Below are 14390 nucleotides of genomic sequence, written 5' to 3' on the forward strand. Positions count from 1 at the left end.
GGCGAGGCCTCACCTGCGGCGCTGCCGGAATATGGAGGCGCTTCGCACTGCCTGGGGCACGTACCCTGTTCTGTTGTGCCGAACGCCAATGAAGACACTCCCTCTGCCCTGAGCCAGGCGCAGCAGCGCGCGGTGAGCGAACTGCTGCGGGTGGCGCCCGTCGCCGACGATCTCGCCCGCCGATTCCAGGAGGCCGGGTTCTCGCTTGCCCTGGTCGGCGGCTCGGTCCGGGACGCGCTGCTGGGCCGGCTCGGCAACGACCTGGACTTCACGACCGACGCTCGTCCCGAGGACGTCCTGAAGATCGTCCGGCCCTGGGCGGACGCCGTCTGGGAGGTCGGGATCGCCTTCGGCACCGTCGGCGTGCAGAAGGAGGCCCGTGTCGGAGACGACATCCGGCACTTTCAGATCGAGGTGACCACCTACCGGTCCGAGGCGTACGACCGCACCTCGCGCAAGCCCGAGGTGTCGTACGGGGAGTCCATCGAGGAGGACCTCGTCCGCCGTGACTTCACGGTCAACGCGATGGCGGTGGCGCTGCCGGAGAAGGAGTTCATCGACCCGCACGGCGGCCTTGAAGACCTGGCACAGCGCGTGCTGCGCACCCCGGGGACGCCTGAGGACTCCTTCTCGGACGACCCGCTGCGGATGATGCGGGCCGCCCGCTTCGCCGCGCAGCTCGACTTCGAGGTGGCCTCCGAGGTCGTCGCGGCGATGAAGGACATGTCCGGACGTCTGGAGATCGTCTCGGCCGAGCGGGTCCGGGACGAGCTGAACAAGCTCATCCTGTCGGCCCACCCCCGCAAGGGACTGACTCTGCTCGTGGACACGGGCCTCGCCGAGCATGTTCTGCCCGAGCTGCCGGCCCTGCGCCTGGAGAGCGACGAACACCATCGGCACAAGGACGTCTACGACCACACGTTGATCGTCCTGGAGCAGGCCATGGCGCTGGAGGAGAACGGTCCCGACCTCACCCTCCGTCTCGCCGCGCTGCTGCACGACATCGGCAAGCCGCGCACCCGGCGGTTCGAGGACGACGGCCGGGTCTCGTTCCACCACCATGAGGTGGTCGGAGCGAAGATGACCAAGAAGCGCATGACGGCGTTGAAGTACTCCAACGACATGGTGAAGGACGTCTCGCAGCTGGTCGAACTCCATCTGCGCTTCCACGGCTACGGCACCGGGGAGTGGACGGACTCCGCGGTCCGCCGTTACGTCCGTGACGCGGGCCCGCTGCTGGACCGACTTCACAAGCTCACCCGGTCCGACTGCACCACCCGCAACAAGCGGAAGGCCGCGACGCTCTCCCGTGCGTATGACGGTCTGGAGGAGCGCATCGCCGAACTCCAGGAGAAGGAGGAGCTCGACGCGATCCGCCCGGACCTCGACGGCAACCAGATCATGGAGATTCTGGGTATCCGCCCCGGCCCGGAGGTCGGCAGGGCCTACAAGCACATGCTGGAACTGCGGCTGGAGAACGGGCCGATGGACCACGATGCAGCGGTGGCCGCACTCAAGGAGTGGTGGTCCGAGCAGGGCTGAAGACGTGGACCTGGGTCATGTTTCACGTGAAACATGACCCAGGTAGGGGAAGCGGCACGGGGCGATGTTTCACGTGAAACATCGCCCCTCTTCATGAGTCACTGCGGCGCCCCGTGGTTCTGCTGTGGCCGGCGGTCGGGTTGGAGGCGGGCCATGGTCGCAGCGACCGCCGCGTAGACCAAGGCGACCATGACGACGAGGGTCGCGGACCGGCCGTCCGGCGGGAGCATCAGCGCGGCCACGGCGGCGGCCCCGACGAAGGCGACGTTGAAGAGCACGTCGTACACGGAGAAGATCCGGCCGCGGAAAGCGTCATCGACGGACGACTGTACGACGGTGTCCGTGGCGATCTTCGCGCCCTGGGTGATCAGTCCCAGGACGAAGGCGGCGACGAGCATGGGGACGGTCGCGAAAGGGAGCCCCAGGGCGGGCTCCAGTACGGCGGCTGACGCGGCACACGCGACGATCCAGCGGCCGGGGCCGAAACGCCCCGCGGTCCACGGCGTCACGACGGCGGCGGCGAAGAAGCCCGCGCCGGAGACCCCGACGGCCAGCCCGAGCAGTCCGAGCCCGTCGTCCGGGCCGGAGGCGAGGGCGTACCGGCACAGCATCAGTACCAGGACGAGGAGCGCGCCGTAGCAGAAGCGCATCGCCGTCATGCTGACCAGTGCCCAGGCCGCCTCACGTCGCCGCGGTTCGGTGAGATGCCGGATCGCCTCCAGCAGGTCGCGTGCGGTGCTGATCACCGCCACTCCCAGGCTCGGCTGAGCGGGATGCCGGTCCGGTCCGAGGAGGTCGGGGGCCATGGTGAGGGAGGCGAGGGCCGCGCACAGGTACAGCGTGGCGCCCAGCAGTACCACCGCGGCATCGGAACCCGAGGCGGCCAGCCGTACGGTGAAGGCGAGGCCGCCGCCGACGGTCGCGGCGAGGGTGCCGGCGGTCGGGGACAGGGAGTTGGCGAGCACCAGCCGTTCGGTGTCGACCACCCGTGGCAGTGCGGCGGACAGGCCCGAAAGGACGAAGCGGTTGACGGCCGTGACGCACAGGGCGGACGCGTAGAAAAGCCAGTCGGGGACGTGGCCGACCATGAGGACGGCAGTGGCCGCGGCCAGCAACGCGCGCAACAGGTTGCCGTAGAGGAAGACCTGGCGGCGGCGCCAGCGGTCCAGCAGGACGCCGGCGAAGGGGCCAACGAGGGAGTACGGAAGAAGCAGGACGGCCATGGCCGAGGCGATGGCGGCCGGCGAGGTCTGTTTCTCCGGGGAGAAGACGACGTAGGCGGCGAGGGCGACCTGGTAGACGCCGTCGGCCCCCTGGGAGAGCAGGCGTATGACGAGCAGGCGGCGGAAGTTCCGCAGGCGCAGCAGGACGCGCAGGTCGCGGACGACGGGCATGGGCACAGCCTCACATACGGGGCCGCGCGCAGGAGAAGGGTCCCCGGATCGGATGACCCGGGGACCCTTTGAGCCCTGGCAGGAGCGTTTTTTTGCGAGCTTGATCTGTGGAGCTTCAGTGCCCCGCGGTGTGCCGGGTCAGCGCTCGACGTCGCCGCGGATGAACTTCTCCACGTTCTCCCGGGCCTCGTCGTCGAAGTACTGAACCGGCGGGGACTTCATGAAGTAGCTGGACGCGGAGAGGATCGGGCCGCCGATGCCGCGGTCCTTGGCGATCTTCGCGGCGCGCAGGGCGTCGATGATGACACCCGCGGAGTTCGGGGAGTCCCAGACTTCGAGCTTGTACTCCAGGTTCAGCGGGACGTCACCGAAGGCGCGGCCCTCCAGGCGGACATAGGCCCACTTGCGGTCGTCGAGCCAGGCGACGTAGTCGGACGGGCCGATGTGGACGTTCTTCTCGCCGAGGTCCCGGTCGGGGATCTGGGAGGTGACGGCCTGCGTCTTGGAGATCTTCTTCGACTCCAGCCGCTCGCGCTCCAGCATGTTCTTGAAGTCCATGTTGCCGCCGACGTTCAGCTGCATCGTGCGGTCCAGGACGACGCCCCGGTCCTCGAACAGCTTCGCCATCACGCGGTGCGTGATGGTGGCGCCGACCTGCGACTTGATGTCGTCACCGACGATCGGCACGCCGGCCTCGGTGAACTTGTCCGCCCACTCCTTGGTGCCGGCGATGAAGACCGGAAGGGCGTTGACGAAGGCGACCTTGGCGTCGATAGCGCACTGGGCGTAGAACTTCGCCGCGTGCTCGGAGCCGACGGGCAGGTAGCAGACGAGGACGTCGACCTGCTTGTCCTTGAGGATCTGGACGATGTCGACCGGCTCGGCCTCGGACTCCTCGATGGTCTCGCGGTAGTACTTGCCGAGACCGTCGAGGGTGTGGCCGCGCTGGACGGTGACGCCGGTGTTGGGGACGTCGCAGATCTTGATGGTGTTGTTCTCGGAGGCGCCGATGGCGTCCGCCAGGTCGAGGCCGACCTTCTTGGCGTCCACGTCGAACGCGGCGACGAACTCGATGTCCTTGACGTGGTACTCGCCGAACTGCACGTGCATCAGGCCGGGGACCTTGGACGACGGATCGGCGTCCTTGTAGTACTCGACTCCCTGTACCAGCGACGCGGCGCAGTTGCCCACACCGACGACGGCTACGCGAACCGAACCCATTCCGGTTGCTCCCTGTGTGTACGAGTGAGGCCCTGAACGGGACTCACGTGGCGGTGTCGTCGGGCGTATCCGGCCGGGGGGAATCCCCGGACCGGGGCAGGACGCCCGGCGCTCCATTGGTGGTGTTCTGCTGAGCGGACCCCCCGGAAGCGGGACCCTTCAGGTCCCGTCCGGCCCGCTCGCTCTCGATGAGCTCGTTCAGCCAGCGCACTTCGCGCTCCACGGACTCCATCCCGTGGCGCTGGAGCTCAAGCGTGTAGTCGTCGAGACGCTCCCGGGTGCGTGCCAGCGAGGCGCGCATTTTCTCCAGGCGCTCCTCCAGCCGGCTGCGGCGGCCCTCCAGCACGCGCATCCGCACATCGCGCGAGGTCTGTCCGAAGAAGGCGAACCGCGCCGCGAAGTGCTCGTCCTCGTACGCGTCGGGGCCGGTCTGGGACAGGAGCTCCTCGAAGTGCTCCTTACCCTCGGCCGTCAACCGGTAGACGATTTTGGCGCGGCGGCCGGCGAGCGGCGTGGCGAGCGCGTCCTCCACGCTGTTCCCAGGCTCCTCGATCAACCAGCCGTTGGCGACCAGCGTCTTGAGGCAGGGGTACAGCGTCCCGTAGCTGAACGCACGGAAGACACCCAGCGATGTGTTGAGACGTTTCCGCAGCTCATAACCGTGCATCGGGGACTCGCGGAGCAGGCCGAGAACGGCGAACTCAAGGATGCCGGAGCGCCGGCTCATGGTCGCCTCCTCTCGTCCGCGGCTCACTTATCTCGCTCTGATGTATCGACTCGATACATCATGACGATAGATCGGCCTTCCTCGCGCGACAAGAGGGGTGACGGTGAACGGGATCACATCACCGATTCGTAGGAGGTAAGTTGCCTGATTTGGGGTGAACTTCAAGGCTCGACGGGTTTTGGTGGTGCGTAGTCTGTGCGGCATGCACACCACCGGGAACCGAGCGACGCCTGGGGAGCGTCCACGTCCTCGGTGCAGTACGGGTGAATGCAGGACCGACCACATCCGTATTTCGGGGGGACCGGAAATCAGCCGCCGTTCCAGGCGCCCACAGGTGCGCCTGCCCGAGGAGTAATCGTTCGATGAGCGAGCACCGTCGCAAACCGCCGCCGCCGCAGGGAGGCGGACGTGCCGCGGCCCGACGCGGCCAGTCCGAACCGTCCTCCGGCCGCCGTGCGGCACCGCGAGGCGCCACCGGGTCTCTTTCCGACTCCTATGGGTCCAGTTCCTATGGGTCGGACTCGGGGTCGGGAGGTGAGGAGCGTCCGTACGGCGGCCGTGCCGAGGCACGCCGGGCGGCGCAGAGAAGCACGGGAAACGGTCGCCGCAGAGCGGCCGACAACGGGAGCCGCGGTCCTGGTGGTCCTGCCGGGCCGGGGCGTGGCAGAGGTCGCGCGTCGACGGCGCCGGGTAAGAAGCGCCTGATCGACTACCCCAGGGCGAACAGATTCGGCTGGCGCCGCTGGGTCCCCTCCTGGAAGCTCGTCTCCGGGCTGTGCGTCACCTTCTTCGGCAGCCTGGTCGCGCTGGTCGGCGTCAGCTACGCCATGGTGACCATCCCCAGCGAGAACGACGCGGCCAGGTCCCAGAACAACGTCTACTACTGGTCGAACGGCGATCAGATGGTCGCGACGGGCACGGGTGCGAACCGGCAGAACGTCACCATCGACCAGATCCCCGAGGCCATGCAGAACGCGGTGATCTCGGCGGAGAACAAGAGCTTCTACTCGGACTCGGGCGTCGATCCCATGGGTATCGCCCGGGCTCTGGTCAACATGGCCCGGGGTGGTGAGACGCAGGGTGGTTCGACGATCACCCAGCAGTTCGTCAAGAACACCTACCTCAGCCAGGACCAGACGGTCTCGCGGAAGTTCAAGGAGATGTTCATCTCCATCAAGGTGGGCACCAAGCTCTCCAAGCAGCAGATCCTCCAGGGCTATCTGAACACCTCGTACTTCGGCCGTGGCGCCTACGGCATCCAGGCCGCCGCCCAGACCTACTACGGCGTGGACGCGAAGGACCTCAAGCCGAGCCAGTGCGCGGTCCTCGCGGCTCTGCTCAAGGGCGCGACGTACTACGACCCCGCGGGTAACCCGGACATCGACTCCACGGCCACCCAGAAGGCCAACTACCAGCGCTCCCACGACCGCTGGGCCTGGATCCTCGAAGAGATGCACAAGGACCAGCACCTCACCGACGCCCAGTACCAGGAAGCCATCAAGAAGTACCCGATGCCCCAGGGCCGCAAGGCGATCAAGGGCATGACCGGCCAGATCAGCTATCTCGCCGACACGGCCAAGAAGTACGTCCTCGCGCACTCCAACATCACGGAGACGCAGTTCGACCAGGGCGGCTTCCAGATCTACACGACCTTCCAGAAGGACAAGGTCAACGCGCTGAGCGCGGCCGTGGAGAAGGTCCAGAAGGCGCGTCTGGACCCGAAGAACCGCGACAAGGACAAGTACGTCCAGTTCGGCGCGGCGTCGGTGGTGCCCAACGACGGCGCGATCGTCGCCCTGTACGGCGGTGCCGGCTACGAGAACAACCACTTCACCAACAACGCCGACACCTCCGGTGTCCCCGTCGGTTCGACGTGGAAGCCGTTCGTGCTCGCCGCGGCCATGCAGTACGGGACGTACAAGACCTCCCCCGAAGGGGTCTCGCCGCTGAGCAAGTACAACGGCGACGACAACCTCAAGGTCAGGAACCAGGACGGTACCTTCGTCCTCAACAAGGACGGCTCGGTCTTCCATCAGAAGAACGAGAGCGGCTACCCCTGGGGCTACATCACCCTGCGCAAGGCGATGGAGCAGTCGATCAACACGCCGTTCGTGCAACTCGGCGTGGACGTCGGCATGACCAAGGTGCGGGATGTGGCACAGGCGTCCGGAATCCTGCGCGACAGCATGTCTCAGGACCTGAACCCGTCGTTCGCCATCGGTACGTCCACCCCAAGCGCGATCCGCATGGCCGACGCCTACGCGACCTTCGCCGCCTCCGGCAATCACGCGGACCCGTATTCGGTGACGGAGGTCAAGCAGGACGGTCAGGACCTCCAGGGCTTCAGCAAGCCGAAGGTGACCACCGCGATGCCTGAGAACATCGCGAACAATGTCACGGACACGCTGGAGAATGTCATCCAGAACGGTACGGGTACCAACGCCAAGGCCCTGGGCCGTACGGCGGCGGGCAAGACCGGTACCACCGACAGCAACAAGTCCGCCTGGTTCGTCGGCTACACCCAGCAGCTGGCCACGTCGGTGGCGATGTTCCGTGAGAACCCCAAGGACGCCGAGCTGCTCTCCATGAACGGCACCGCGGGCGTGGCGTCCATCCACGGTGGTGACATCCCGACCTCGGTGTGGACCGAGTACATGAAGGCCGCGCTGAAGGGCAAGAACGACCTGGGCTTCCCGGAGGCCACCAAGGTCGGCCAGATCGCCGACGAGGCGGGGGCTCCCTCCCCGACGCCGACCGTCAGCATCACGCCGAGCGAGACGCCCAGCGAGACGCCGAGCGCCACGCCCAGCGAGACGGTCACCGCCCCGTCGCCCACGGCGACGGAGACCTGCCAGTTCGCCTGGAACTGCCCGGCCAACGGCGGCACCACCGGCGGCAGCACATCGGGTACGACGTCCTCGCCGACGGCCACGGATACCACCGGCACCACCAGAGGCAATGCCAACGGTGGAGGGAACCTCTTCGGCGGGTCGGGCGGCTAGCCGCCGTCAGACCGGTTGGTGACTGTTTCGCCCGCCGAAGCCTGTTTCACGTGAAACATGGGCCGTCGCACCCGCGAGGTGCGGCGGCCCTCGGCGTATTGCTAGAGAGGTACGGCAGGATGGGCCCCATGCCCAGTGCAGAGACGACGCCCGCGGGCGTGCGCGAGCCGGAGCCGGTACGGCCGACCAGGGAAGACGAGGTCGCCGCGGCCGGGAGTGAGCTGATCGGCGGCCCCATCGGGCGGCGTGCCCTGCTCGGCACGTCCTGGTGGACGCCGCTACGGGTGGTCGTCATCGTGGCGGTCGGGATGTTCGCTCTCGGCATGGTGCAGAAGCTGCCCTGCTACGACAGCGGCTGGTTCTTCGGCGCGAGTTCCCAGTACACCCACGCCTGCTATTCGGACATTCCGCACCTTTATCAGGGGCGCGGCTTCGCCGACGGTCTGGTGCCGTACTTCGACAAGCTCCCGGGCGACATGGACTACCTCGAATACCCGGTGTTGACCGGTGTGTTCATGGAGGTGGCCGCATGGCTCACGCCGGGCAGCGGCAGCATCATGCTCCAGGAGCAGGTGTACTGGTTCGTCAACGCCGGGATGCTGATGCTCTGCGCCGCCGTCATCGCGGTCTGCGTGGTCCGTACGCACCGCCGGCGCCCCTGGGACGGTCTGCTGGTCGCCCTGGCGCCCGCCTTCGCCCTGACCGCCACCATCAACTGGGACCTCCTGGCGGTCGCTCTGACGGCCGCGGCGATGCTGATGTGGTCCCGGAGCCGTCCCCTCGCCTTCGGCGTCCTCCTGGGGCTTGCCACGGCCGCCAAGCTGTATCCCGTGTTCCTGCTGGGGCCGCTGTTCCTGCTGTGCTGGCGCGCGGGCAAATGGCGGAAGTTCTTCGTCGCCACCGGCGGCGCGGTGGCCGCCTGGTTCGTCGTCAACCTGCCGGTGATGATCTTCGCCTTCGACGGCTGGTCGAAGTTCTACACCTTCAGTCAGGAGCGGGGCGTGGACTTCGGTTCCTTCTGGCTGATCTGGGCGCAGAACACGACCAGCCCGCCCAGCACCGACTTCGTGAACACCGCGGCCACGGTGCTGGTTCTGCTCTGTTTCCTCGGCATCGCCGCCCTGACGCTCACCGCCCCGCGCCGACCGCGCTTCGCCCAGCTGGCCTTCCTGGTGGTGGCGGCCTTCATCCTCACCAACAAGGTCTACTCCCCGCAGTACGTGCTGTGGCTGGTGCCGCTGGCCGTCCTCGCCCGCCCCAAGTGGCGGGACTTCCTGATCTGGCAGGCGTGCGAGGTGGCGTACTTCCTGGGCATCTGGATGTACCTCGCGTACACGACCAGCGGAGACGCCCACAAGGGCCTGCCGACGGACGGCTACCACTGGGCCATCGCCGTGCATCTGCTGGGCACGCTCTACCTGTGCGGCATGGTGGTGCGTGACATCCTCCTGCCCGAGCGGGACGTGGTGCGCCGCGCCGGGGACGACGATCCCTCTGGCGGGGTGCTGGACGGTGCCGAAGACGTCTTCGTGCTCGGTGCGGCGGCTCATCCCCCGCGCCACGCCGCGCAGTTCGAGGGCCCGCAGGTGGAATGGGGAAGCCGGTCCTCCGAGGGCGGTTCGCTCTGAGCGAACAGGCCGTTTGCCGGACGTGAGAAGGGCCGTACACGGACTCCGTGTACGGCCCTTTCCCCTGTCCTGCGAACGGTCAGCGGTCCACGAGACGGTCGAACTGGGTCGTGGTGTGCCGCAGATGGGCCACCAGTTCCTCACCGACCTTCGGCTCCGGGGCGTCGGAGGGCACGAAGAGGATCGACACCTGCATGTGCGGCGGCTCCGCGAACCAGCGCTGCTTGCCGCCCCAGACGAACGGAGAAAGGTTCCGGTTCACCGTGGCCAGGCCGGCCCGTGCGACGCCCTTGGCGCGCGGCATGACGCCGTGCAGGGCCTTGGGAGCCTCCAGACCCACCCCGTGCGACGTACCGCCCGCCACGACCACCAGGAAGCCGTCAGAGGCCGCCTTCTGCTGCCGGTAGCCGAACCGGTCGCCCTTGGCGACCCGGGTGACGTCCAGGACCGCCCCGCGGTACTCGGTCGCGTCATGGTCCCCCAGCCACAGCCGGGTGCCGATCCGGGCCCGGAACCGGGTCTGCGGGAACTGCTGCCGCAGCCGGGCGAGATCGTCGGCCTTGAGGTGGCTGACGAACATCGTGTGCAGCGGCAGCCGCGCCGCGCGCAGCCGGTCCATCCAGCCGATGACCTCCTCGACGGCGTCCGAGCCGTCGGTACGGTCCAGCGGCAGATGGATGGCGAAGCCCTCCAGGCGGACGTTCTCTATGGCCGAGTGCAGCTGCGGCAGGTCCTGCTCGCTGATGCCGTGCCGCTTCATCGTGGACATCACCTCGATGACCACCCGGGCGCCCACCAGGCCGTACACACCGTCGATGGACGACACCGAGCGGATGACCCGGTCGGGCAGCGGCACCGGCTCCTCGCCGCGCCGGTACGGGGTCAGCACCAGCAGGTCGCCGCCGAACCAGTCCCTGATGCGCGCGGCCTCGTACGTCGTGCCGACGGCCAGGATGTCCGAGCCGAGCCGGGTGGCCTCCTCCGCCAGCCGCTCGTGCCCGAAGCCATAGCCGTTGCCCTTGCAGACCGGGACCAGGCCCGGGAACTGCTCCTGCACGTGCTTGTGGTGCGCCCGCCAGCGCGCGGTGTCGACGTAGAGCGTGAGCGCCATGGCCGGACCTGGGACCTTTCTGGGTGGCTGGGGAGTGCCAGAGGACTACGGTGTGTCAGGGCTATAGAAGCACGGAGCGTGACGTCAGCGGCGCGACATGTAGATGTCGAGCGCCTTGTGGAGCAGCTTGTTGAGCGGGAAGTCCCATTCGCCGAGGTATTCGGCGGCCTGTCCACCGGTGCCCACCTTGAACTGGATCAGACCGAAGAGGTGGTCCGTCTCGTCCAGTGAGTCGGAGATGCCACGCAGGTCGTAGACGGTGGCGCCGAGCGCGTAGGCGTCGCGCAGCATCCGCCACTGCATGGCGTTCGAGGGCCGCACCTCACGGCCGATGTTGTCGGAGGCGCCGTAGGAGTACCAGACGTGCCCGCCGACGATCAGCATGGTCGCCGCGGACAGGTTGACCCCGTTGTGCCGGGCGAAGTACAGCCGCATCCGGTTGGGGTCCTCGGTGTTGAGGGCCGTCCACATGCGCTGGAAGTACGACAGCGGGCGCGGCCGGAAGTGGTCGCGCACGGCCGTGATCTCGTACAGCCGCTGCCACTCCTCCAGATCCTGGTAGCCACCCTGGACGACCTCGACGCCCGCCTTCTCGGCCTTCTTGATGTTGCGCCGCCACAGCTGGTTGAAGTTCCTGTGGACCTCTTCCAGGGAACGGTTCGCCAGCGGCACCTGGAAGACGTAGCGGGGCTGGACGTCGCCGAAGCCGGCGCCGCCGTCCTCACCCTGCTGCCAGCCCATCCGGCGCAGCTTGTCGGCCACTTCGAAGGCGCGCGGCTCGATGAAGTCGGCCTCGATGTCGCGCAGGCGCTTCACATCCGGGTTCTGGATGCCCTGCTTGATGGAGTTGGACTCCCAGCGCCGGATGATCACCGGCGGGCCCATCTTCACCGAGAACGCGCCCTGCTGCTTGAGGTGGGCCAGCATCGGCTGGAGCCACTCGTCGAGATTCGGCGCGAACCAGTTGATGACCGGGCCCTCGGGAAGGTAGGCGAGGTAGCGCTTGATCTTGGGCAGCTGGCGGTACAGCACCAGGCCCGCGCCGACCATCTCGCCGGTGCGCTCGTCGAACCAGCCGAGGTTCTCCGAACGCCATTCCGCCTTGACATCGGCCCAGGCCGGGACCTGCATGTGGCTCGCCGCCTGCAGGCTCTGGATGTACGCCAGATGCTGTTCGCGGCTGATGGTCCTCAGGGTCAGGCTCATGTCGGGGCGCTCCTCGGGCTGGTGTGTCCCCATGGATACAGGGGCTCCGGCTCTCGCGCCGAAGCCTACTGCGCCTTGTCCGCGACCTGACTGGGCGTACACCGCCTACGCCCCGGCTCCTGTCGGGCCGGGGCGTTCCACGGTGCTGCCGCGGGTGCCGGACTAGCCGAACAGACCGCCGTTCGCCATGCCGATGAAGAAACCGATGCCCGAGGCACCGAGACCCAGGATCAGACCGAAGCGCTCGCGCGTGGTGATCGAGATCCACTGCCCGTACAGACCGGTGCAGATACCGATCAGGCCGGTCCAGGAACTGAGCAGGTTCAGGCTGGGGAAGAACGACGTGATGAAGGCGATCAGCCCGAGCGCCAGCGTCACTGCCGTCAGGGAGTCCTGGAGCGGATGGGTTTTGCCGTCGGTGGCGAACAGTGATCCGGCGGTGTTGGGTCGCAATGCCTGTGCCATAGGGCACCTCCTGCGGAAGGCGGCGCACTGTAGCGCCGTACACACCCGATGTGTACAGACTGAGGGTCCTGGCGGCCTGATTTCAACCGGAAGCGGGTGTGCGGGTACTCTGTACCCTCTGCACCGGTGTCTGCCCATGCCCTGACCGGGATCCCAGCGGGAACCCCCGAATGTCAGTGGCGGCCGATAGCGTTGCGTACGCATCACAACCCTCCTGCCACGGAACGACCGTGGCCGCTGAGTCCAAAGGAGGTGGGTTCCACATGCGTCACTACGAGGTGATGGTCATCCTCGACCCCGATCTGGAGGAGCGCGCCGTCTCCCCCCTGATCGAGAACTTCCTCTCCGTCGTCCGTGAGGGCAACGGCAAGGTCGAGAAGGTCGACACCTGGGGCCGTCGTCGTCTCTCGTACGAGATCAAGAAGAAGCCCGAGGGCATCTACTCGGTCATCGACCTGCAGGCCGAGCCTGCGGTCGTCAAGGAGCTCGACCGCCAGATGAACCTGAACGAGTCGGTCCTCCGGACCAAGGTCCTCCGTCCCGAGACCCACTGAGCTCACCGCTCAGCCGGTCCCGGGATTCCGAGTAGCAGCACAAGCAGCCAGCAGCAAACCCGCCGAGAGGTTCCCCCATGGCAGGCGAGACCGTCATCACGGTCGTCGGCAATCTTGTCGATGACCCCGAGCTGCGCTTCACCCCCTCCGGTGCGGCGGTCGCGAAGTTCCGTGTCGCGTCCACCCCCCGCACCTTCGACCGTCAGACGAACGAGTGGAAGGACGGCGAGAGCCTGTTCCTGACCTGCTCGGTCTGGCGTCAGGCGGCGGAGAACGTCGCGGAGTCGCTCCAGCGAGGCATGCGCGTCATCGTGCAGGGCCGACTGAAGCAGCGGTCCTACGAGGACCGTGAGGGTGTCAAGCGCACGGTCTACGAGCTGGACGTCGAGGAAGTCGGCGCCAGCCTGCGGAGCGCCACGGCCAAGGTCACCAAGACCGCCGGCGGTGCCGGCCGCGGTGGCCAGGGCGGTTACGGCGGCGGGGGCGGCCAGGGTGGCGGCGGCTGGGGCGGCGGCTCCGGCGGCGGCCAGCAGGGCGGCGCTCCCAACGACGACCCCTGGGCTTCCAGCGCTCCGGCCGCTGGCGGCAACCAGGGTGGCGGCGGCTGGGGCGGTGGCTCCGGCGGCTCCGGCGGCGGTGGCGGCTACTCGGACGAGCCTCCCTTCTAAGGGCCAGTGGCTCGCATCCCCACTTCTTGATCACACAGGAGAATCACCATGGCGAAGCCGCCTGTGCGCAAGCCGAAGAAGAAGGTCTGCGCATTCTGCAAGGACAAGGTCACGTACGTTGACTACAAGGACACGAACATGCTGCGGAAGTTCATTTCCGACCGCGGCAAGATCCGTGCCCGCCGCGTGACCGGCAACTGCACGCAGCACCAGCGTGACGTCGCCACGGCCGTCAAGAACAGCCGTGAGATGGCGCTGCTGCCCTACACGTCCACCGCGCGCTAAGGGAGGGGTGACCGACTCATGAAGATCATCCTCACCCACGAGGTCTCCGGCCTCGGCGCTGCCGGCGAAGTCGTCGATGTCAAGGACGGCTACGCACGCAACTACCTGATCCCGCGGAAGTTCGCGATCCGCTGGACCAAGGGTGGCGAGAAGGACGTCGAGCAGATCCGTCGTGCTCGCAAGATCCACGAGATTCAGACCATCGAGCAGGCCAACCAGGTGAAGGCCCAGCTCGAGGGCGTCAAGGTCCGTCTGGCCGTCCGTGCCGGCGACGCCGGTCGCCTCTTCGGTTCCGTCACCCAGGCCGACATCGCTTCGGCGATCAAGGCTGCGGGTGGCCCCGAGGTCGACAAGCGCCGCATCGAGGTCGGTTCGCCGATCAAGACCCTGGGCGCCCACGAGACGTCCGTGCGTCTGCACCCCGAGGTTGCCGCGAAGGTCAACATCGAGGTCATCGCGGGCTGACGCTGCGCTCGGTCTGAGCAGTAGCTGAAGGGGGCCGTACCCATGAGGGTGCGGCCCCTTTGGTTTGGTGCCTCTGGCTGCCTCTTCGGTGGGTCGTTTGCCGCCGAGGACACGGAGCCGCG

General features: G+C 67.5%; 13 protein-coding genes. 7 read left to right on the forward strand and 6 right to left on the reverse strand.

The genetic code is table 11. From position 1 onward, the window contains the following. Positions 1-75 precede the first annotated feature (75 nt). On the forward strand, positions 76-1542 hold the full coding sequence (locus LQ326_RS35425) for a CCA tRNA nucleotidyltransferase (RefSeq protein WP_234543174.1): 1467 nt from the start codon (positions 76-78) through the stop codon (positions 1540-1542). A 98-nt stretch (positions 1543-1640) separates the two neighbouring features. Here the strand turns inward: LQ326_RS35425 and LQ326_RS35430 are convergent, their stop codons facing one another. The 3 genes from LQ326_RS35430 to LQ326_RS35440 all read right to left on the reverse strand — a co-directional run bounded on the left by LQ326_RS35430 (position 1641) and on the right by LQ326_RS35440 (position 4884). Further along, the gene (locus LQ326_RS35430; RefSeq protein ID WP_234543175.1) at positions 1641-2936 is read right to left on the reverse strand and encodes an MFS transporter; all 1296 of its coding nucleotides are present in this window, start codon (positions 2934-2936) and stop codon (positions 1641-1643) included. 138 nt (positions 2937-3074) lie between these two features. Beyond that, complete coding sequence (locus LQ326_RS35435; RefSeq protein WP_234543176.1) at positions 3075-4157, reverse strand: inositol-3-phosphate synthase; 1083 nt, start codon at positions 4155-4157, stop codon at positions 3075-3077. A gap of 43 nt (positions 4158-4200) precedes the next feature. Next, positions 4201-4884 carry a PadR family transcriptional regulator gene (locus LQ326_RS35440; RefSeq protein WP_234543177.1) on the reverse strand — a complete coding sequence of 228 codons (684 nt, stop codon included), beginning with the start codon at positions 4882-4884 and terminating at the stop codon, positions 4201-4203. Between the two features lie 362 nt (positions 4885-5246). Between LQ326_RS35440 and LQ326_RS35445 the strand changes: the two genes are divergently transcribed. Next, entirely contained in the window at positions 5247-7886 is a 2640-nt protein-coding gene (locus LQ326_RS35445) for a transglycosylase domain-containing protein (RefSeq protein ID WP_234543178.1), read from the forward strand. Between the two features lie 128 nt (positions 7887-8014). Then, positions 8015-9514 carry a glycosyltransferase family 87 protein gene (locus LQ326_RS35450; RefSeq protein WP_234543179.1) on the forward strand — a complete coding sequence of 500 codons (1500 nt, stop codon included), beginning with the start codon at positions 8015-8017 and terminating at the stop codon, positions 9512-9514. A gap of 79 nt (positions 9515-9593) precedes the next feature. Here LQ326_RS35450 and LQ326_RS35455 read toward each other — a convergent pair whose 3' ends face one another. From LQ326_RS35455 to LQ326_RS35465, 3 genes are all read right to left on the reverse strand, one after another. Beyond that, positions 9594-10625, reverse strand: a complete 1032-nt coding sequence (locus LQ326_RS35455) for an alanine racemase (protein ID WP_234543180.1) — start codon at positions 10623-10625, stop codon at positions 9594-9596. Positions 10626-10709: 84 nt separating this feature from the next. Beyond that, positions 10710-11831: a peptidoglycan bridge formation glycyltransferase FemX gene (gene femX, locus LQ326_RS35460; protein WP_234543181.1), complete on the reverse strand. Its 1122-nt coding sequence runs from the start codon at positions 11829-11831 to the stop codon at positions 10710-10712. 162 nt (positions 11832-11993) lie between these two features. Continuing rightward, positions 11994-12296 (reverse strand): hypothetical protein, encoded by a 303-nt coding sequence (locus LQ326_RS35465; RefSeq protein ID WP_234543182.1) that lies wholly within the window; start codon positions 12294-12296, stop codon positions 11994-11996. A gap of 263 nt (positions 12297-12559) precedes the next feature. On the opposite strand from LQ326_RS35465, the gene rpsF reads away from it, so the two are divergent. The 4 genes from rpsF (at position 12560) to rplI (ending at position 14268) form a co-directional block, all read left to right on the forward strand. Beyond that, entirely contained in the window at positions 12560-12850 is a 291-nt protein-coding gene (gene rpsF, locus LQ326_RS35470; protein WP_006604399.1) for a 30S ribosomal protein S6, read from the forward strand. Positions 12851-12927: 77 nt separating this feature from the next. Further along, positions 12928-13518 (forward strand): single-stranded DNA-binding protein, encoded by a 591-nt coding sequence (locus LQ326_RS35475; protein WP_234543183.1) that lies wholly within the window; start codon positions 12928-12930, stop codon positions 13516-13518. Positions 13519-13566: 48 nt separating this feature from the next. Then, complete coding sequence (gene rpsR, locus LQ326_RS35480) at positions 13567-13803, forward strand: 30S ribosomal protein S18 (RefSeq protein ID WP_003949403.1); 237 nt, start codon at positions 13567-13569, stop codon at positions 13801-13803. An 18-nt stretch (positions 13804-13821) separates the two neighbouring features. Continuing rightward, positions 13822-14268, forward strand: a complete 447-nt coding sequence (gene rplI / locus LQ326_RS35485; protein ID WP_234543184.1) for a 50S ribosomal protein L9 — start codon at positions 13822-13824, stop codon at positions 14266-14268. Positions 14269-14390 lie beyond the last annotated feature (122 nt).

The sequence above is a fragment of the Streptomyces shenzhenensis genome, assembly GCF_021462265.1.
Classification (GTDB): Bacteria; Actinomycetota; Actinomycetes; order Streptomycetales; family Streptomycetaceae; genus Streptomyces; species Streptomyces shenzhenensis.

Coding starts and splice junctions, on each gene's coding strand:
- LQ326_RS35430 (WP_234543175.1), bottom strand. CDS start 2,936: ATGCCCGTCGTCCGCGACCTGCGCGTCCTGCTGCGCCTGCGGAACTTC.
- LQ326_RS35435 (WP_234543176.1), bottom strand. CDS start 4,157: ATGGGTTCGGTTCGCGTAGCCGTCGTCGGTGTGGGCAACTGCGCCGCG.
- LQ326_RS35440 (WP_234543177.1), bottom strand. CDS start 4,884: ATGAGCCGGCGCTCCGGCATCCTTGAGTTCGCCGTTCTCGGCCTGCTC.
- LQ326_RS35445 (WP_234543178.1), top strand. CDS start 5,247: ATGAGCGAGCACCGTCGCAAACCGCCGCCGCCGCAGGGAGGCGGACGT.
- LQ326_RS35450 (WP_234543179.1), top strand. CDS start 8,015: ATGCCCAGTGCAGAGACGACGCCCGCGGGCGTGCGCGAGCCGGAGCCG.
- LQ326_RS35455 (WP_234543180.1), bottom strand. CDS start 10,625: ATGGCGCTCACGCTCTACGTCGACACCGCGCGCTGGCGGGCGCACCAC.
- femX (WP_234543181.1), bottom strand. CDS start 11,831: ATGAGCCTGACCCTGAGGACCATCAGCCGCGAACAGCATCTGGCGTAC.
- LQ326_RS35465 (WP_234543182.1), bottom strand. CDS start 12,296: ATGGCACAGGCATTGCGACCCAACACCGCCGGATCACTGTTCGCCACC.
- rpsF (WP_006604399.1), top strand. CDS start 12,560: ATGCGTCACTACGAGGTGATGGTCATCCTCGACCCCGATCTGGAGGAG.
- LQ326_RS35475 (WP_234543183.1), top strand. CDS start 12,928: ATGGCAGGCGAGACCGTCATCACGGTCGTCGGCAATCTTGTCGATGAC.
- rpsR (WP_003949403.1), top strand. CDS start 13,567: ATGGCGAAGCCGCCTGTGCGCAAGCCGAAGAAGAAGGTCTGCGCATTC.
- rplI (WP_234543184.1), top strand. CDS start 13,822: ATGAAGATCATCCTCACCCACGAGGTCTCCGGCCTCGGCGCTGCCGGC.